Below are 15,558 nucleotides of genomic sequence, written 5' to 3'. Positions count from 1 at the left end.
TGCCTAGAGCCCGAACAGACTTTGCTCATCCACGCCGTGGACCGGCATGTATTCCAACGACGGGTTTATAACGCCGGAAGGCAGCCCCAGCCGGCGCGAATGATCCGCCGTATTGTAGCGCCCGCCGACCGGCTTCGCGCGCAGATTGAACGGCCCTTCCACCTGCAGCGAAATCCGCCTGATCTGCGGCCCCTCGAACGAATAGCCGAGGTTCACCATCTTCCGCTTCGTCAAGAGCTGCGGCTGGTAGACGGGACGGAAGAACTCGCTCATCGCCTCCAAGTACTGGATCAGGAACCGGGCTTCGCGATCCTTGATGACGTCATTGCCAAGCGCCCGGACCTCGGAGATTAGATCAGGTTCGTCAGGATCCTGAATGAAAGTCAGCCCCAGTTCGATGCCCGGCGCCGATCCGTTGATGGAAAACTCGACCTCAGAGCAGCTTATCAAGCGCGATCCGACCCAAACGTTGCCTGCCAGATCCTTGAACCAGCCGTCATCGCCCAGCAGAAACCGGAACACACCGACGGTCGTATCCAATTCGATCAGGTTGATGATGCCGACGTTCTCGGATCGAAAATCGTACTCGGACGGCATCGTCATGGGCGTGAGGTCCACTCGAGCAGCTTCACGGAAGCCGTGATAAGCCGGCCACGTTCCAGAGGCATCCGGCCTTCCAGATCGGTTTCAAAGACCATGAGCGCGGTTGCCTGAAGCGTGATCTCGTGTCCCTGCGGAATGTCACGACGCAAGGGCGGTTCAAAAGAAAAGGTCGTTGCCCCACCCTCACCTTCCCACATGCCGGTGACCCGATAGGGCCAGTCGTCGTGCGAGAACCACATGCCCGGCTCCAGCACATGATTCACCGACGAGGCATCCACCGTCATTTCCTCGGCACCCGCTTCTAGGAGCGACGGCATCACGACGGTCGGCTCCTGCGCATAGTAAGCGCCATCAGAAAACGGGCTTTGATCGCTGTGCGGGATATGGCTCATCGACCATTCATCGAGACCCGGAATGCCCAGATCGACGGGGCACAGATCAATGAGGGGCACGCGCAGCACATTGATCCGGCCGCGCATGCTGCTCTGGATTGCGCTCCATGTCCGAAGTCCTTCGCAGCCTATGGCAGCCAGATCGATGGTCGTTTCCCATCTGGGTTGCGCGCCATAAGCCACCTGCCCGGTGCCGGTTACACCTTCCCCGGCCGCCTTGCCCCGGACGTTGATGATCCAGTCATTGGTCAACTGCGCGAAGGAGCGCGGCAGATCGATGATTTTTCGCTTCATCAGATCGTCCCGCGCTTCTGGTAGTAGCCGCTGGCGCCGGGCAGGCCCTTTCGGCTCATGCTGGTGCTCTGCTTGACCGATACCTCCAACATCGGCCCGGATGCCAACTGGATGCGTTGGTCGGCGATATCGGCCATGCGCCCACTGTCATCACGCAAGACGATCTCGATTACCTCGCGCCCTTGCGCCACAGCGGCGTTGCCGTTGTATTGCGGAACCGGGGCGACGTACCCGCCTACATCGTAGCCGCGAAGATTGCTGTTGGCTGGCGAATGCATTCGGGAAACGAACCCGCCCGCCATGTAGCCTTTCGCCGCCCTGTGAACCTGATCGAGATAATTCACCCCGATCCGATCAACTGCCTTCTTGGAGAACACATATTCCCCGGCGTGCACAACACCGGCTGGCTGGGAGGCAGAACCAGGGCCAGTGTAGCCACCCTTGGCAAACCCAAACAGTTTTCCGATCCCGCCAAGCAGGGAACCTAGGAAACTACCGCCGCCACCGCCGATTCCGGACGAGGCGTTGTTGACCTGGAAGATCGCGTCCAAAACGTCATTCATAAGCTTATCGGCGATCTTATTCAGCACGTTGATCGCCGCATCTCCAAAGGCTCGCCAGAAGCTCTTTCCCTGCTCGAGGCCGGACCGAAGATCAGAAACAAAGCCGCCGACGAGATCGCGGGCGAATTTCATGGCCGCCTCGGCCGATTTATCGACGGTCTCCTTCAGGCCCTTCCAATGATCCGTAGCGCCCTTTGCCGCGTCGTTGGCGGCCCTTCCCGCCTTCCCCGACGCGTCCTCGACTTTGCCAAAGCTCCCGGCAAGTTCACGGACCTTGTCAGCAGCGGCGGAGGCACCCTTGGCGACGGCGTCATAGGTAGCCCCGATATAGTCGGTCCCCATTGCCGAGCCGAACGCTCCCTTTGCCGTATCGACTGCCGCGCTTGCGGCCCCGGCATAGGGATTCCCGAGACGGCCCAGTGAAAACTCGCCGATTGTCCCGATGTTGATATTGTCGCCCATCCCGAAGGGCAGCGACTTCATCGCGGAATTGACCTTCCCGATAAAGCCGTCAATCAGGCCGGCAACCTTGTTGATCATACCTTCAACGCCGCCGATCACCGCATTTGCGGTGGATATGACGAGATCGCCAAGGGCAGCGGGCAATGCCGACCAGGTAGCTTTGATGGCGTTGAAGCCTCCGACGAATGCACCGATTACCCAGTTCACCGCATTCTTGGCGTCGGCAACGATATCGCGGCCGAAAATCTGGGCGAGTTCGTCCCTAAAGATGTTTGCAGCCGCAATCGCCGCCGTAATGCCAAGGACAAATGCGGCGGCCGGATTTGCAGCGACGAATGCCAGAGCGGCCGCCCCGAGCGCTTGCACAACGCCCCAAATGCCAACCGCCAGCGCGCCAATTCCTGACAGGATAGCTGGCGCGTAGATCAGTGCTAGCGCAGCGGCAGCACCAACCGCGTAGGGCGCGATGACCTCTATGGCATCAGCCAGGCCATTGAGGACTGTAACGGCGAGAGCGCCCCAGTCGACCAGCTTCGCCAATTCGGCAAGGAGGATGCCAACGCCAACCGAGATCGCATTCAAGACGATACCAGCCAGCGCCTGTTTCACCTTTCCAAGTGCGAGCGCGAAACCTTGCGAGGCAAGAGATGCCCGTTCGGTCTTGCGTCCGGCCTGATCTACGGCGTTGCCGTGATTGGTGACCTTCTGTGCGGCGTCATTCGCAGCCGCGCCCTGATTGGAAATGCTCTTTGCCGCCTGATCCGCTGCCTTGGCGGTATTCTTGATTTTGATCCCAAGACGGGCCGCCGTTTCTTCGGCGGTTTCCCACTGTATCCTGGCTTTGCCGGTCGCCGTAGTGATGTTCGCCGTAGCCTTGGCGGCTTTGTCCGACGCGCCGGCAACGCCGGCCGCCGCGTCTTCCGCCTTCTTGGCCGCAGCGGTCATTCTGGTGAGAGCAACAGTTGCCTTGTCTGCATCCTGATAGTCGACGGCCAAGCCGAGGTGGGCAATGTCAGCCATTTGCTATTCTCTTGCCTCCCTGCTTGCTAGCCCGGCCCAGTCCATCTTTCAGCGCCTGTTGCCTGTCACGCTCACTCGCCTGCTCCGCCATCTTGGACAGGTAGAGGTCGTCGATGTCCTCGATAAGCTGGATATCGCCAGGATCGAGCCGCAGGCCTGTTCGGCGGATGAAGGCGTCAATCGCCTCGATAGTGATAGGGTTCGGCCCATTGATCCCCGCCGGCGTTCGGCGACGCAGCCTTGCCCACGCCTGCCAGAGGTAGGAAAGAGCCATCGGGAACGGCGGGCATTCCAACTCAGCTTGAAGCTGCTCGGCGATGTCTTGCCGGTTCTTGCGGATGGCACGCTCCAGGCGTGATGTCAGGCGGTCCCGGCGGGTGCGGCCTTCTTCGTTCCGGTCGAGCTCGAATGATCGCTCGGCGAAGGCTCGGAGGTTGTCGCCGAGCGCCCGGAAAAAGCCACCTCGTCTCCAAGGAATTCGAGCGCCTGAATGAGGATATGCCCCTTACGCCGATCTTTCAGGATCAGATTGGCGTTCTCGACCGTGTACGGGAACGGCGTGCCGTTCAGGTTGATCGGCGACCATCCAAGGAGACGGTCAGTCACAAGCTTGACGTTTCGATCGAGGGCTTCGTCCGGCGTCTCATCCTCGGCCTTCCACTTTTTGCCGTTCACCACGGCCTGTTCCTGCGCCTTTTCCCGGCGGAGCCGCTCTTTGGCAAGGCGGTTGGATTGCTCGACGGTCTTGGGATGGCCGGGACCCGCGAATGTCCAGGTCCACGTCGTTTCCGTGCCGTCCTTCGTCTTCACCGTCATGACGTCTTCATCGACGGTATCGAAATCGGAAAGGTCGAGTTCTTCGCTCATGGTTTCACCTATCGGGATATGTCGGGTGTCGGGTTGGCCCGCCCTGCCCCGACGACAGGACGGGCCGCTCTGCGCAGAATGGATCAGGCAGGCACTTCGGCGGTCGGCGCGCTTTCGGCGGTCGCGGCGCCGGCACTATTTGTGCCCGTCACAGCAACGGAGATGGACTTGCCGACGTCTCCGGCCTGGATCGTGTGGGTCTTGGCGGTGGCGCCGGGAATGTTCGCGCCATCGGCTTTCCACTGGTAGGTAAACGTCGGATTTCCGGTCCACACGCCGTCGATGGCGGTCAGAACCTCGCCCTCATCCAGCACGCCTGCAATCGACGGCTCCAGCGTATTCGTGGGCGCAGCCAGTTCCTCGCTGGAAACCTCAAAGATTGCTGTGTTGATGCCCACCGTGAAGGTGCGGCGCACCACATTGGATACGTTGCCCAGATTCGTCGGGGCGCCCTGCACCATGCCAGCATAATAAAGCACGGAGTTGCTGTGTCCGGCCGTTCGCGCATCCGCCAGTTCGATCTTGATGGCGAAGTCGAATTTGGTCCGCTCGGCAGCGATAAACGCCTCCTGGCCATCATCCAGGGGATCGCGGCCAACGACGATCGTCTGCGTACCGGCATCGCGTGGCCCTTTGAGCTTCCGGACACGGGCGTTGTTAAGCGCCGTGAATGTAATCGCCTCCGAGGTGTCTCCCAGTTCTCCGAGGTCTTCCAGCTCCTCGACCTCGACCCAGTCGTTGATGCCCTCGAAGAACGCGACTGCGGAGGCGTCGTTCATCGCGTTGACCGTGTCGACGTTCACGGAAGCTGGGGAAATGAACAGCTTACTGTCCGCATTGGTATGGATCGCCATCGCGGTTGCTCCTTTTCAATGGCATGAAAAAAGCTCCCGCGAAGGGAGCCGGTTTGCCCGGATGGCCGGGAATAGTGGGCATCGCTTCTACGAGTGAGGCCCCGAAGTTGACATGACGAAACGACTCGTTCCCCTAGATTCCATCAGGCATGAGATGGAGAGGACAATGGCTTCAATCTTGATGGCGCTCATCATGGGCGGCCTTGGCGGGCCAGCCATCGCGCTGGCGATGAATTCTCCGGCCCAGAAAAGAGGCTACCAGCAACGCAAAGAGAAATTCCTGGCTGGGCACGGTTCAGATCCGGACAAGGCACCTTTCGGGCCTCACAAATCGTTCAAACAGAATGCGATACTGTTCGGTCTGATATTTGGTGCCATTGGCCTTTTCATCGGCACCCTGGCCTAACCAGGCAATACGTTAGGCAAAAACCGAATACCGCACGCTCACCGGCACCCTGACGTAGGCATCGTCTCGATATGCCTGTGACACGTCTGGGGCCCGCTCGACACGCACGGTCACTCCATCGAAGGTGAGCCGCAAATCCGTAGGGAAATGCGCTGCGATCTCTCCCGCCTGCTGGATCAACACGTCGGGATGCGTCTTACCGGATCCCGTGCTGATCTCGGAAGCCGGCCAGCATAGGGTGATCTGCAGGATACCGGGCCGCTCCTGCGGCCCCTGTGAGCCGATCAGCAGCCGGTTGACTCTGTTCGGGATATGACGGCACTCGACATAAGGTAGCGGCTTTCCGCCTGCTTGTGGCTTGTCAAACGGCATGAGGGGCCAATCGATCGACAGGCCAAGCGGAAGACTGGCGACGCGGGCCTTGAGCCCCTGCCAGATTTTTGTTTCTGTAGTGGGCATATCGGGGTGGCTCCGCAGTCAGCTAAACAATCCATGAGGGCGTCTTGACGACATCTGAGAACTCGGAGCTATCGGCACTAATCAAGCGCAGCGCGAAGAGCTTTTTGTTTTTCTTCGTCGTAAGCGCAATGGCGATGGTTGTAACCAGTTTTTTTGCCGCCCTACTCTCTCTTTTCGGCCTCGACTATTGGGCAAGACTAGAAAGAGTCGTGGGTCTGGGAAGTCCAGGAGCGCTCTATGTGCTCGCCTCAACCTGGATGGTACTGGCGGCGCTTTATTTCTCATTCCCCGAATGGGTGCAATCACTATTCCAGTTCGCGACCAACACCTTCGTTGATCTTTGGTTCAGCGTCCTCGGCGCACTGGCGGGCGCCGCTTTCGTGTTCAGCGTAGTTCTCCGCGACTTAACTGGCTTGATCTGGGCACTGATCTTTGTGGCGTTTTCCTACGCACTGATAGTGGGAGCACACAGATGGCTAAATCCCAAGGATTTCACGTTCGTCCAACGGTTAGGGCTATCTGCTCTGATCCTTCTTCTCATCCCGGTTTTCCTTGTTCTGGCGTAACCAAGATGTGTTCATTGCCAGTTCAGATCTCGCGTGACAGCTTCGACAATCGGCTTCCAGCGCTGGACGATGATCCTTGTGCGCCGGCCATATCTTCGTCTCGACTGTTGGCATGTCAGGCAGCCTCTTGCACCCGATAGCTGGCTAGGAACGTATCCAGTTCCGCGCGGCCAAAGCCGCGAACACCATACCGCCGATGAAACTCCCGGTGGCAGGTCGCGCACAAAGTCACGCCGTTCGACACATGCCACCTCGCTTCCTTGTTCTCACAATGCGCCTCAATATGATGCGCATGGAGGTTGCCGCCCCGGTCATCCCCGCAAGCCATGCATGTGAACCTGTCCCGATGGAACACCTGCATCCGCCAACTTGGTTGCCCCTGGCGCTGCCTCGCTCGATCTTCCGGCGCTAAGTCCGGCTTCCAAGACGGATGATCTTCACCACGAAGCGTATCCCTCACCTCGTTGATGCTTTTTCGGCCAACCCGATTCTCATCCAGTATGGTCGCTACCAACCCGGTCGAGATTCCAAGCTTCTTGGCCACGGAATAGACCCCGGCCCTCGGCTTTAGATACTCGCGGACGACCTTCGCCTCATCCATCCTTGCCCGGTTGTGAGCTTTCGCCCCGCGTTTCGTCTCGTTGTGGTGGCGGATACGAACGCCAGCTTCACGCAAATGTCGACGGATCACTGTGCCGTGGCAGCCCATCTCCGCACCGATGTCGTCGCAGTTCTTTCGGTCAACTTCGTAAAGCCAGATCGCCCTTTGCAGGTCGAACTTGGAACGGCGAGAGGCGCGGACGCAGCCCGCGCGGCCATCGCGGCGGGGGATGCCCGCCTGCTCAACCATCGAGTTGAGGTGCGTGATCGTGCATCCGATTTCGGACGCCAATTCGCCAATTCTACGCCGCTTGACGTGATATTCCTCGCGAAGCCAGTCAGGATCGACGTGAAACTTCCTTGGACGCCTGTTGTGCGAATAATCGCGCGCGGAAACGGGCACGATATAATTCGGGTCACCGTGCTTGCGATAGCGCAACAGGTGCATCCCGCAATATCCGCGCCCCTTGTGAGGCTTGCCGCAGCCCTCAATCGAGCATATGCGTTTCTCAGCCATTCAACACCTCATCCGTGTTGGCTTGGTTAGGATCGAAGCTGGTGCGACCAACACCGCTTCGATCCGATTGATTCTACTGGGTTATCCCTCTTTTACAAGCCAAAGCGCTGCTTAACCCTTGCGGCTACAGTGGAAACTATTTCCGGCCATCTTTGCGCAACGAGGTCAACCCAAGGCCGGGGGGCCATTTTGGAAGTGCCAAGCGCGACCATTGCCCCGTATTTCGCGGTGTAGCCAAGGAAGATTGTCTGGCCCAACTCGGCGCCAGCAATCACGAGGATTACGTCTCCGGCATCAGCGCCGACAGGCAAACCGGGATTGTCCTGCTCGAGCCTCGGCATGGCTTCAGTCGAGGCCATCAATGAAGCTCGCAGGAAGCCGGTGCGCTTGTAGCCGGGGCTTTCTGGCGTCTCGTAGATCATCTCCGTGATCTGATCGTTCAGCTGCTCGACCAGTTCTTGTGCGGCTTCCTTGAAGACTGCCGCCTCTGCCTCGTGAACTCGCTTCACCCATCCTTCAATGGTGGCGCTGAATGACTGCGCCATCAGTCCAGCCAGCCCCACCGCTGTCGCCGCTGAATCTGTCCAACGGTGCCGCGCGTCACACCAAACATTCGCGCGATGTCCCTTTGCTGCATTCGCCCACGAAGTGATCGAATTTTCCTTACGTCAGCTTCTGTGAGTTTTGAGTTTGGCTTATCCTCACCCCGCACGAGCGTACCGTGGAGTAGGCAGTCAGCCATGTTTTCAGTGCGTGTCGCCCACCTCAAATGGTTGGGAGCAACACACCCTTCATGACCCTTTCCGCACGAATGAGCGGAGTCCATATCAGGCGTAGGAGGCGGACCGTTCACCTCCTCACATAGCCACCTCGACACCGTAACAACCGTGCCGCCGATCTTCATGGTCGCATAGCCGTTCATATTCCGACTGAATGGCCAGATTAGACATTCATCGAAGCGGTATGGGATCGCCTCTTCCAACAGGAAACGAAGCCTCTCTCCTTTCGGCGTTCCACCTTTTGTTGGATCGCCGTGTATGCTCCATCGCTGCCAATGCATGTTGCAGAAACCACGCGCGCGGACCGGCCTTTCACAGCCATCCACCAAACAAGGCCCAGTGTACGCTTCCCGAACTGGCTCATCGGCCATCACATCGCCGTGACGCCTCCAGCGACTGTAGTGAGTGCCGCACCATCCACGCGACCACGTAGGCTTACCACACCCTTCGACCGAGCAGAGGCGGGTCATCACATTGTCCCCGCGTCGTACGCTCCAGGTCCTGCGGCGAATAGTTCACGCCACCCATAACTGTCCCTCACGTACCATCCGCCACAGCGCCAACGTGGCACCCGCCACCGAAGCGACTTGTTGGGCATGCGCACGAGAACCTTTATTCCGCTATCGAGTTTGGCGGTAAGCGGGTGATCTTCCTTCTGCATCCTTGCCTCCATAGTTGATATCTTCTATTTAGGTGATATCAGGTATCGCCGCAATAGGTGATATCTCTTTTAGAGGCGAGATTGACCGAATTGTTGATATCAAATACGAGTCGGCCCGTGGGCAGACGACAGATCAATCACGAGCAGATGCCGGCGCGCTTTCCAGAAGGAACGCTTGCGCGGATCGACGCCGTGTTGGCCGAGAAAGAGAAACGTTCCGACTTCGTTCGCGAAGCCGTGGAGCGCGAGCTGGAGCGGCGCGAACAGGAGAAATCTCCCTAGCCACCGGTGCGCTCCCGATAGCGGCGCAGCGCCTGCCCTGTGAAATCAACGGAATAGTCAACGGAACATTTGCAACCCACGACATGCCGCGCCGGCAGGCTCGGATCGTGCGGCCCGTCGCACTGGATGCCGTCGGGCAGCGTGAACTTCTCATTGAACGGGATAGCGGGCTTCCCCGCCATCGCCAGATGCTCCGTGCGAGGCTCCCGGCTGACCGTCCGGCTCCATTTCTTCGTCACGTCCCGGGCGTCGAGCTTGCCGTCATCGATCTGCTGCTGGAAAGCATCGCGCTTGGAGCGCGCCAGTGCCGAATGCGTCTCCAGAATGGAGATGGTGTCGGCCCGATATTTCAGCGCCCTATTGGCATAGAGGCGCGTAACCCGTTCCACTTCCTCTGACGCAAGGCCCCTTCCCTCGCGAATGGCCTTGAGTACCATCCTGTCCAGACGTTTGTCGCGGTTTGCGAAGGTCAGATAGTCGCGCATGTAGGCCTTATCGCCCTCGCGCATGGCGCGCTCGATCCGGGCAACGGTTTCCATTTGGGGACGGGACAGGCCGATCAGGCCGCCCTCACGGCGTCCAGTGACGCGGTTGATGCGACCAGCCAGCATGCGGCCAGCATCGTATGGGCTCCGGCCACGCGACAGGTTGTCGACCAGAACGTCGCGGATGCCCTCGCGCGCCTCGGTGACGATACCGGTGACGAGGTTGGCCGCATGCTGGCGCATAGCCTGTTCGGCTGGCAGATTGCGAACGCCCCAACTGAAGTGGACCCTGTTGCCGTTCGGATCGCGCAGCGTCGGCATGCTGTCGACTGTGGCAATACCTCCCGAATGATAGGCTTGGATCAGCGCCTGCTCGAACTTGGCGAAAACCCCGTCCTCGATGCCGAGATCAGCAACCACGCCAGCCACGTCACCGCGCTCCAGACGCTCGACAATGCGCTTCAGGACGATGTTCGACCGAATCGCGTTGATTGCCTCGATCCACGCTGTGCGGATCGCGGGCTCCCAATCGGCAGCGATTTGCTCCAGCAACTCGCGAGATGATAGGCGCTTGAGCAAGACGATTCTCCACACAAAGGCATGGCTATGACGGAGTCGATGTTACCAGTGAGACTGATACGGGCGTTGACGATAACGCTCCTGCTGTCCGCCTCGGCAGCGTTTGCCGATGGCTTCAAAGCTCATGACCTGACGACGGTAGAGAGTATTGTTGTCGATCGGTTCGCGAAAGCCGATCATCATTGGGCGACGCCATCCGACATGAGCATCTCATGCTGTGAAACTGAAGAAGACGCAATTCTAAGTGTCACACTCGATCGACAGACCTTCGATATGGGCCAAGAACAGCGCACTGACGAGGCCTACATTATGGAGTTGGAGCGATCATGCGCCTTGGTCGGCTGCGAGATCGAGAAGATCGACGTAGGATCAGCCACCGCGAGGCTGCTTCAAATTCCCAGCCTGGGCGGCGGTTACAAAGGCGCGAATATTTTCGTGGTTTCAGGCGGTGACAGGCTCACCATCAAGTCTGCAGCGAAAACTGTGCAGGCGGCCAGGACCAACGCCATGAAGGTCCTAGAGGCCCTAAAAGAGCCGATCATCGGGCATTGATTTTTCAGGCGGAGCTTGACGATGGCGGCCCTCACGCCCTCACCACATACCGATGCGCCACCGGCGTTCCCGCCGCCGGCACTGTGAGATCGCGAACGATGGTGACGGTCTTTCCGTCGATGTTGAGCGTATCGAGCAAGCCGGCGTCGAAGGGATGCGCCACCGATGCAACGGGCGCATTATCCACCTCGACCAGCGTCATCTTGTGCGAGCAGGTCAGTTCAAGGTCCGTGGCTTTCACGACGTCACCGTCGACCAGCTTTTCCGATACGCCTTTCACCACTGCGTCCAGTTCGTAGACGCTGGTTGTCGTCTCACCCTCCCACGGTTCCCAGGTCGGCCAGTCGTCGGGCTTCGGCTCCTGCGTGGTGCGGATAACAGTGACGCGGCCTTGCTTGAAGCGATCCAACAGCCGCGTGGCCGTCATTTGCATTCGGCCATAGTCAAAGCGAGAACCCATTCTTAAGTTCTCCAGTTGCTTTTAGGGGCACAACAGTCTTAAACGGCGTCGGGCGACAAAAAGGAGCAAGAAGAATTGACCGATCCAACTACTCCCAACCTGAATTCGGAACTCGATATTGAACTGACCGCAGACATTGTGTCTGCCTATGTCTCGAATAATCCGGTTCCGGCGAATGAACTTGCGGCTTTGATCACCAGCGTACATGCCTCGCTGAAATCACTGGGAACCGTCAACTCGGGGCCAGTTGATGAGCCGCAGAAGCCGGCCGTGAACCCGAAAAAATCGATCCATGACGACTACATCATCTGCCTTGAAGATGGGAAAAAGTTCAAATCCCTCAAACGGCACCTTGCGACGTATCACGGCATGACGCCCGAAGAATACCGCACCAAGTGGAACCTGCCGGTCGATTATCCGATGGTGGCGCCGAACTATTCCGCATCCCGCTCTCAACTGGCAAAAAGCATGGGGCTTGGCAGGAAGAAAGTCGAAGAGGTCGAGCCGAAGAAGCGTGGACGCCGCAAGGCTGCATAGTCGACCGAACCTAAACAACCAATATTCCTGGGACTGGTACCTTCAAAAGAGGTGCCAGCAATCCCTCGATGATCGTCACCACGGGCTGAGCGGCGGCGGCAACGTCGGTCTTGTCCGAAACTGCATATTCCACCTCCACTGCACCTTCGACCTTCTCGCGCTTGACCAGAGACGTGCCGCTGACGATCGCGGACAGGGAACCAGGGTCGCGTAGTTCGATCAGTGCGGCCTCATAAGCTGCATGCTCGACGCGCTTAGGAATAAAGCTACTCGCCAACGCCTGACCAAAGGCTGTCGCGCCGGTCCGCGGCCATGCGCGATCTTGATCAATCCCACCGGTGGGCATGCCGGTGAAGCGCTCACCGTAGGTCGCATCGATGTATTCTGATCCACGCTGCCGGGCCGCAGCTACGCTGCCCGGTGGCACGGTATGGCCGGCTGCTTCGGCCCACGCCTCAAAGGCGTCATCGCTTCCGTAGCCGGCCATGGATCAGCCCTTCGCCTTCTCAGCCGCAACGTAGGCTGCCTTATCTTCCGGGCTCATCTGGTTGAAAGCGTCCGCGTCAGCCTTGGACAGTCCAGACAGATGAACTGTTTCGCCGTCGGTGACGTTGAAGCGCCCGCCTCCATGATGCTCCGCCTTGAAGCCAGATTGGTTCTTTTTGACCTCCCCGGCTCCGATATCGAGAATGCCCTTGAGACGCCGAGCCTGTTTAAGACCAGCCTCATCAAACTCGATTTCCCTGGTTTCGCCAGGGCGGATGAAGGCCCGCCCCGACTTCGTATTGACGCCCTGAAGGGCTTTGCTGATGTTCGTGACCTTCATGGCTTCCTCCATCAAGCCGGCGGCGCGGTGATTTCATCGCCATAGGCCGCAGCGGCAGGCAGACGCCATTCCGTGCCGCCGGTTCGGGCGATGACACCCTGCTCGAAGGCCATGATCGACTTCTGGCGAGGCTGGAGCACCCGGCGCGGCATCGGGAGATGGAACCGCACCACCTCCGGATCACGCCGGTAGACGACCATTCGCCCGCCGCCGTCCTGACTGGCCGTAGCCAGTTCCCGAAGCGGCTGGATGTCGAGCGGCTGCCCTGTCTCCGCGGTGTAGACGTTGTTCTTGCGGAGATAGTCGAGAAGGTTCAGCACCCCATCACCGGCACCCAGACGCCGGTTGTTCAGCAGCCGGAACGCAGCAGGCGGGAGACGCAGGCTGTCGATCCATTCGACCTCAAGCGTATTGTCGCGGACGCTGCCGATCAGGTCGTTGATGTCGCGCAGGATCTGGTCATTGTCCTTGGCGGCCCAGAACGTCGAGGATCCGGTGCCGTCCGCAGTGACATCGACGCGGGATACGGCCGAGCTGTTGACGAAGCCCGACCAGTTTTTCTCTGTCGAACCAACCATGGCAATGCCGTTAAGCAGACGCTCAATGGCCTGCGACGAAGCCATGGCCTTGGTGTCGGTGAGCGGGATGCCATAGAGGGCGGATTGATTGACCTCCTCCAGGTTCCACTCCCAGCCAGCGCCGATCATGGCGAAGTCATGGGCAGCCTGGTCGCGGGTTGCCGAACTGAACGGCAGATCGTTGCCCGCACCGGAGATGAACTTGGCCTCTCCGGCGATATCGACCGTGAAGAACATGGTGCCGACAGCCCATTCGTTCCCCTCGGTGACCACGGGAACATGTGCCCCGTAGTTGAAGGTCGGATAGCGACGCTGGTAGATGCGCGTCTCGATGTTGCGCCCCTGCGAGATCACGAAGGGGAATGCAGCCTGCGCGTCAGCGAAAGGCTGCCTGATGATCTGGTTCATGGTCAGTGTTCCTTTCGTGACCTGGTTCAGCCGCCGCCACCGGCGTCAGCTTCGGGATGGATCGTGGCGCGTAGCCGCAGGCTGATTTCCACGATGTCGCCGTTGCCCCCCGACGTGTCGAAGACGGCATCCGGGATTGGCCCGACGATGTTCGCGCCGGCCGCACCAACGTAGCGATGGGTAGTGGTGTTGTAGAACACCTCGCCACCATCGCTGACGTTGCCGCCGGCCGTGACGTACATCGGGCCCTGGGTCATGAAGGCGCCGGTGAAGTACTGCGGATAGGCGTCCGGCAGCGATGCGCTGGGGGGCACGGCCGGGTTTAGGATCGCGATCCCCAGGAACGTGCCATCGGCAAGCGGGACAACGCCGTGGTCACCCGTGCCGCGCTGGACCGGCTGACCGAAGCGGATGCCCTCGGCGTTCTCGACGGTACGGCTGATCCGGTTGCTCTTCTCCTCCGACGCGATCTGGCCATGCAGGCCTTTTGCCGGTGCTTCGGAGTAAGTCGTCTGATAGGTCGCCATATCAGCGTCTCCCTCAGTTGGCCTGCGCCTGGTGGGCGGACTGCATGTCCTTCACCATCGCGGCATAGGCTTCGGTTGCGGCCTTGTCGGCGTCGTTGACCTGCTGGAGACCGCCGGATACGACCGTACGGAGCGGATCGGCAGGCTTGATGTCCTTGGCGATGGCCTTGAACATGCCTGCAATCTCGGCGTCGGAAGCACCCTTGACCATCTCATCACCGAGCTTTGCGGCTACTGCAGCCCGGCGCAGATCAGCGTCGGTCTTGCCCATGGTCTCGATCTTGCTGTCGATCGCCTTCACAGTCGTGACGAGTTGGGCGCGGTCGGCGACGAGCCGATCGATATCCTCAGGCTTCGGAGCGCTGTCCTGTGCCTTCTTCAGATCGGCCTTGAGAGTACCGATCTCTTCGTCCTTCTTGGCGAGGTCGGCATCCTTGGCCTTAAGCGCCTCGGCGTGTGCCTTTTCGGCATCGGCCAGCTTGGCCTGGTAGGCCTTGTCGGCGTCGACCAGCTTTGCTGACGAGGATTCCAGATCCTTCATCAGCTTGGTAATGGCCTGGGCGCCCTGATCGGTGGTGCTCACCGACAGTCCGTCCACGACCACAGTACGAAGTGCATCACTCATCGTGATGGTCTCCTTTTCCTGGGTGGGAGTGATCGGGGCGGCGCCCCACTGTTTCGCATCACCGATGCGAACCTGAGAACCTGCGCGACCGGCGTGAACGATCGCGACGTGGTTAAACCTGATATTTCGTTGGATGGCGTCGTATGCCTCGCCAGTCGGAGTCTCTCCGGCCGTAAAGTCGAGATCACAGGTATAGCCAGCCGAGAGTTCACGCTTGCCATCCTCGATCAGCTTGATGGTCGCTCCATCGCTGACCATGAGCGGGACGCGGATGAAGATACCCTCGCCCGTGATCTCGTCACCGGTCTGGCCAACTGCGTGCTGCCTCCAGTTTTCGGAAGTAACAAGTTCGGCCGGATGATCGTTCGTCACAGGCCGATGGGCGGCCGACTTTAGCGTGTCCTCGGCGAAGACTTCGGAGCCTGGCCGATAGACGCGAACCGTCGCCATGTCGTCACGGCCGACCTCGCTGCCTAGATAGACCTGCACGCCAGTACGAGCGATCCGCGCGTCGGCAACAAGGTAGCCGTCATCGCGCCGACGCGTTCCCGCGACGGTTACAGCGTCTGTGAATTGCATGAATGCGGCTCCGGGTGTGTTATCCGCCCCCAATGCTTGTTGGAGGTACGGGTATGCAGTCTGTAGGTGTTCGCCTC

General features: G+C 59.6%; 21 protein-coding genes. 5 read left to right on the top strand and 16 right to left on the bottom strand.

Features of this window, described 5'->3' with window-relative positions; genetic code table 11:
• Positions 1–3: 3 nt before the first annotated feature.
• From ACVCNR_RS14995 to ACVCNR_RS14970, 6 genes are all read right to left on the bottom strand, one after another.
• On the bottom strand, positions 4–603 hold the full coding sequence (locus ACVCNR_RS14995; protein ID WP_447075340.1) for a hypothetical protein: 600 nt from the start codon (positions 601–603) through the stop codon (positions 4–6).
• Positions 600–1,289 carry a hypothetical protein gene (locus tag ACVCNR_RS14990; RefSeq protein ID WP_447075339.1) on the bottom strand — a complete coding sequence of 230 codons (690 nt, stop codon included), beginning with the start codon at positions 1,287–1,289 and terminating at the stop codon, positions 600–602. Before ACVCNR_RS14990 ends, ACVCNR_RS14995 begins: the two co-directional genes overlap by 4 nt.
• Positions 1,289–3,334 carry a phage tail tape measure protein gene (locus tag ACVCNR_RS14985; RefSeq protein WP_447075338.1) on the bottom strand — a complete coding sequence of 682 codons (2,046 nt, stop codon included), beginning with the start codon at positions 3,332–3,334 and terminating at the stop codon, positions 1,289–1,291. Before ACVCNR_RS14985 ends, ACVCNR_RS14990 begins: the two co-directional genes overlap by 1 nt.
• Positions 3,327–3,653: a phage tail assembly chaperone gene (locus ACVCNR_RS14980; protein WP_447075710.1), complete on the bottom strand. Its 327-nt coding sequence runs from the start codon at positions 3,651–3,653 to the stop codon at positions 3,327–3,329. Before ACVCNR_RS14980 ends, ACVCNR_RS14985 begins: the two co-directional genes overlap by 8 nt.
• 41 nt (positions 3,654–3,694) lie before the next feature.
• The gene (locus ACVCNR_RS14975) at positions 3,695–4,201 is read right to left on the bottom strand and encodes a branched-chain amino acid ABC transporter (protein WP_447075337.1); all 507 of its coding nucleotides are present in this window, start codon (positions 4,199–4,201) and stop codon (positions 3,695–3,697) included.
• Positions 4,202–4,284: 83 nt separating this feature from the next.
• Complete coding sequence (locus ACVCNR_RS14970) at positions 4,285–5,055, bottom strand: hypothetical protein (protein ID WP_447075336.1); 771 nt, start codon at positions 5,053–5,055, stop codon at positions 4,285–4,287.
• A 166-nt stretch (positions 5,056–5,221) separates the two neighbouring features.
• Here ACVCNR_RS14970 and ACVCNR_RS14965 point away from each other — a divergent pair, with 166 nt between their 5' ends.
• The gene (locus tag ACVCNR_RS14965; RefSeq protein WP_447075335.1) at positions 5,222–5,461 is read left to right on the top strand and encodes a hypothetical protein; all 240 of its coding nucleotides are present in this window, start codon (positions 5,222–5,224) and stop codon (positions 5,459–5,461) included.
• Positions 5,462–5,473: 12 nt separating this feature from the next.
• Here ACVCNR_RS14965 and ACVCNR_RS14960 read toward each other — a convergent pair whose 3' ends face one another.
• Positions 5,474–5,920 (bottom strand): phage tail terminator-like protein, encoded by a 447-nt coding sequence (locus ACVCNR_RS14960; protein WP_447075334.1) that lies wholly within the window; start codon positions 5,918–5,920, stop codon positions 5,474–5,476.
• Positions 5,921–5,964: 44 nt separating this feature from the next.
• Between ACVCNR_RS14960 and ACVCNR_RS14955 the strand changes: the two genes are divergently transcribed.
• Positions 5,965–6,486 (top strand): hypothetical protein, encoded by a 522-nt coding sequence (locus ACVCNR_RS14955; RefSeq protein WP_447075333.1) that lies wholly within the window; start codon positions 5,965–5,967, stop codon positions 6,484–6,486.
• A 115-nt stretch (positions 6,487–6,601) separates the two neighbouring features.
• On the opposite strand, the gene ACVCNR_RS14950 is transcribed toward ACVCNR_RS14955, so the two are convergent.
• Together ACVCNR_RS14950 and ACVCNR_RS14945 are read right to left on the bottom strand one after the other, a co-directional pair.
• A complete protein-coding gene (locus ACVCNR_RS14950; protein WP_447075332.1) occupies positions 6,602–7,603 on the bottom strand; it encodes an HNH endonuclease in 1,002 nt (333 codons plus the stop codon).
• Between the two features lie 92 nt (positions 7,604–7,695).
• A complete protein-coding gene (locus ACVCNR_RS14945) occupies positions 7,696–8,148 on the bottom strand; it encodes an HK97 gp10 family phage protein (protein WP_447075331.1) in 453 nt (150 codons plus the stop codon).
• A gap of 976 nt (positions 8,149–9,124) precedes the next feature.
• On the opposite strand from ACVCNR_RS14945, the gene ACVCNR_RS14940 reads away from it, so the two are divergent.
• Positions 9,125–9,325: a YlcI/YnfO family protein gene (locus tag ACVCNR_RS14940; RefSeq protein WP_447075330.1), complete on the top strand. Its 201-nt coding sequence runs from the start codon at positions 9,125–9,127 to the stop codon at positions 9,323–9,325.
• Here ACVCNR_RS14940 and ACVCNR_RS14935 read toward each other — a convergent pair.
• Complete coding sequence (locus ACVCNR_RS14935; protein ID WP_447075329.1) at positions 9,322–10,389, bottom strand: putative phage head morphogenesis protein; 1,068 nt, start codon at positions 10,387–10,389, stop codon at positions 9,322–9,324. The two genes, ACVCNR_RS14940 and ACVCNR_RS14935, sit on opposite strands and share 4 nt — an antisense overlap.
• A 66-nt stretch (positions 10,390–10,455) precedes the next feature.
• Here ACVCNR_RS14935 and ACVCNR_RS14930 point away from each other — a divergent pair, with 66 nt between their 5' ends.
• Positions 10,456–10,941, top strand: coding sequence for a hypothetical protein (locus ACVCNR_RS14930; protein ID WP_447075328.1), 486 nt, complete (start codon positions 10,456–10,458; stop codon positions 10,939–10,941).
• Between the two features lie 31 nt (positions 10,942–10,972).
• Here ACVCNR_RS14930 and ACVCNR_RS14925 read toward each other — a convergent pair whose 3' ends face one another.
• Positions 10,973–11,401 (bottom strand): hypothetical protein, encoded by a 429-nt coding sequence (locus ACVCNR_RS14925; RefSeq protein ID WP_447075327.1) that lies wholly within the window; start codon positions 11,399–11,401, stop codon positions 10,973–10,975.
• 75 nt (positions 11,402–11,476) lie between these two features.
• Between ACVCNR_RS14925 and ACVCNR_RS14920 the strand changes: the two genes are divergently transcribed.
• Complete coding sequence (locus ACVCNR_RS14920; protein ID WP_447075326.1) at positions 11,477–11,938, top strand: Ros/MucR family transcriptional regulator; 462 nt, start codon at positions 11,477–11,479, stop codon at positions 11,936–11,938.
• 10 nt (positions 11,939–11,948) lie between these two features.
• Here the strand turns inward: ACVCNR_RS14920 and ACVCNR_RS14915 are convergent, their stop codons facing one another.
• From ACVCNR_RS14915 to ACVCNR_RS14895, 5 genes are read right to left on the bottom strand one after another with little or no spacing between them, the layout of a single operon-like run.
• Entirely contained in the window at positions 11,949–12,425 is a 477-nt protein-coding gene (locus ACVCNR_RS14915) for a DnaT-like ssDNA-binding protein (RefSeq protein WP_447075325.1), read from the bottom strand.
• Between the two features lie 3 nt (positions 12,426–12,428).
• Positions 12,429–12,764: a hypothetical protein gene (locus tag ACVCNR_RS14910; protein ID WP_447075324.1), complete on the bottom strand. Its 336-nt coding sequence runs from the start codon at positions 12,762–12,764 to the stop codon at positions 12,429–12,431.
• Between the two features lie 11 nt (positions 12,765–12,775).
• On the bottom strand, positions 12,776–13,750 hold the full coding sequence (locus ACVCNR_RS14905) for a DUF2184 domain-containing protein (RefSeq protein ID WP_447075323.1): 975 nt from the start codon (positions 13,748–13,750) through the stop codon (positions 12,776–12,778).
• Between the two features lie 26 nt (positions 13,751–13,776).
• Positions 13,777–14,277: a structural cement protein Gp24 gene (locus ACVCNR_RS14900; RefSeq protein WP_447075322.1), complete on the bottom strand. Its 501-nt coding sequence runs from the start codon at positions 14,275–14,277 to the stop codon at positions 13,777–13,779.
• A 13-nt stretch (positions 14,278–14,290) separates the two neighbouring features.
• Complete coding sequence (locus ACVCNR_RS14895) at positions 14,291–15,481, bottom strand: DUF2213 domain-containing protein (RefSeq protein WP_447075321.1); 1,191 nt, start codon at positions 15,479–15,481, stop codon at positions 14,291–14,293.
• Between the last annotated feature and the right edge of the window lie 77 nt (positions 15,482–15,558).

Source organism: Aquamicrobium terrae (assembly GCF_052978165.1).
Note: the sequence above shows the minus strand (reverse complement) of the source record. Positions and strands in the feature narration are given on the sequence as shown.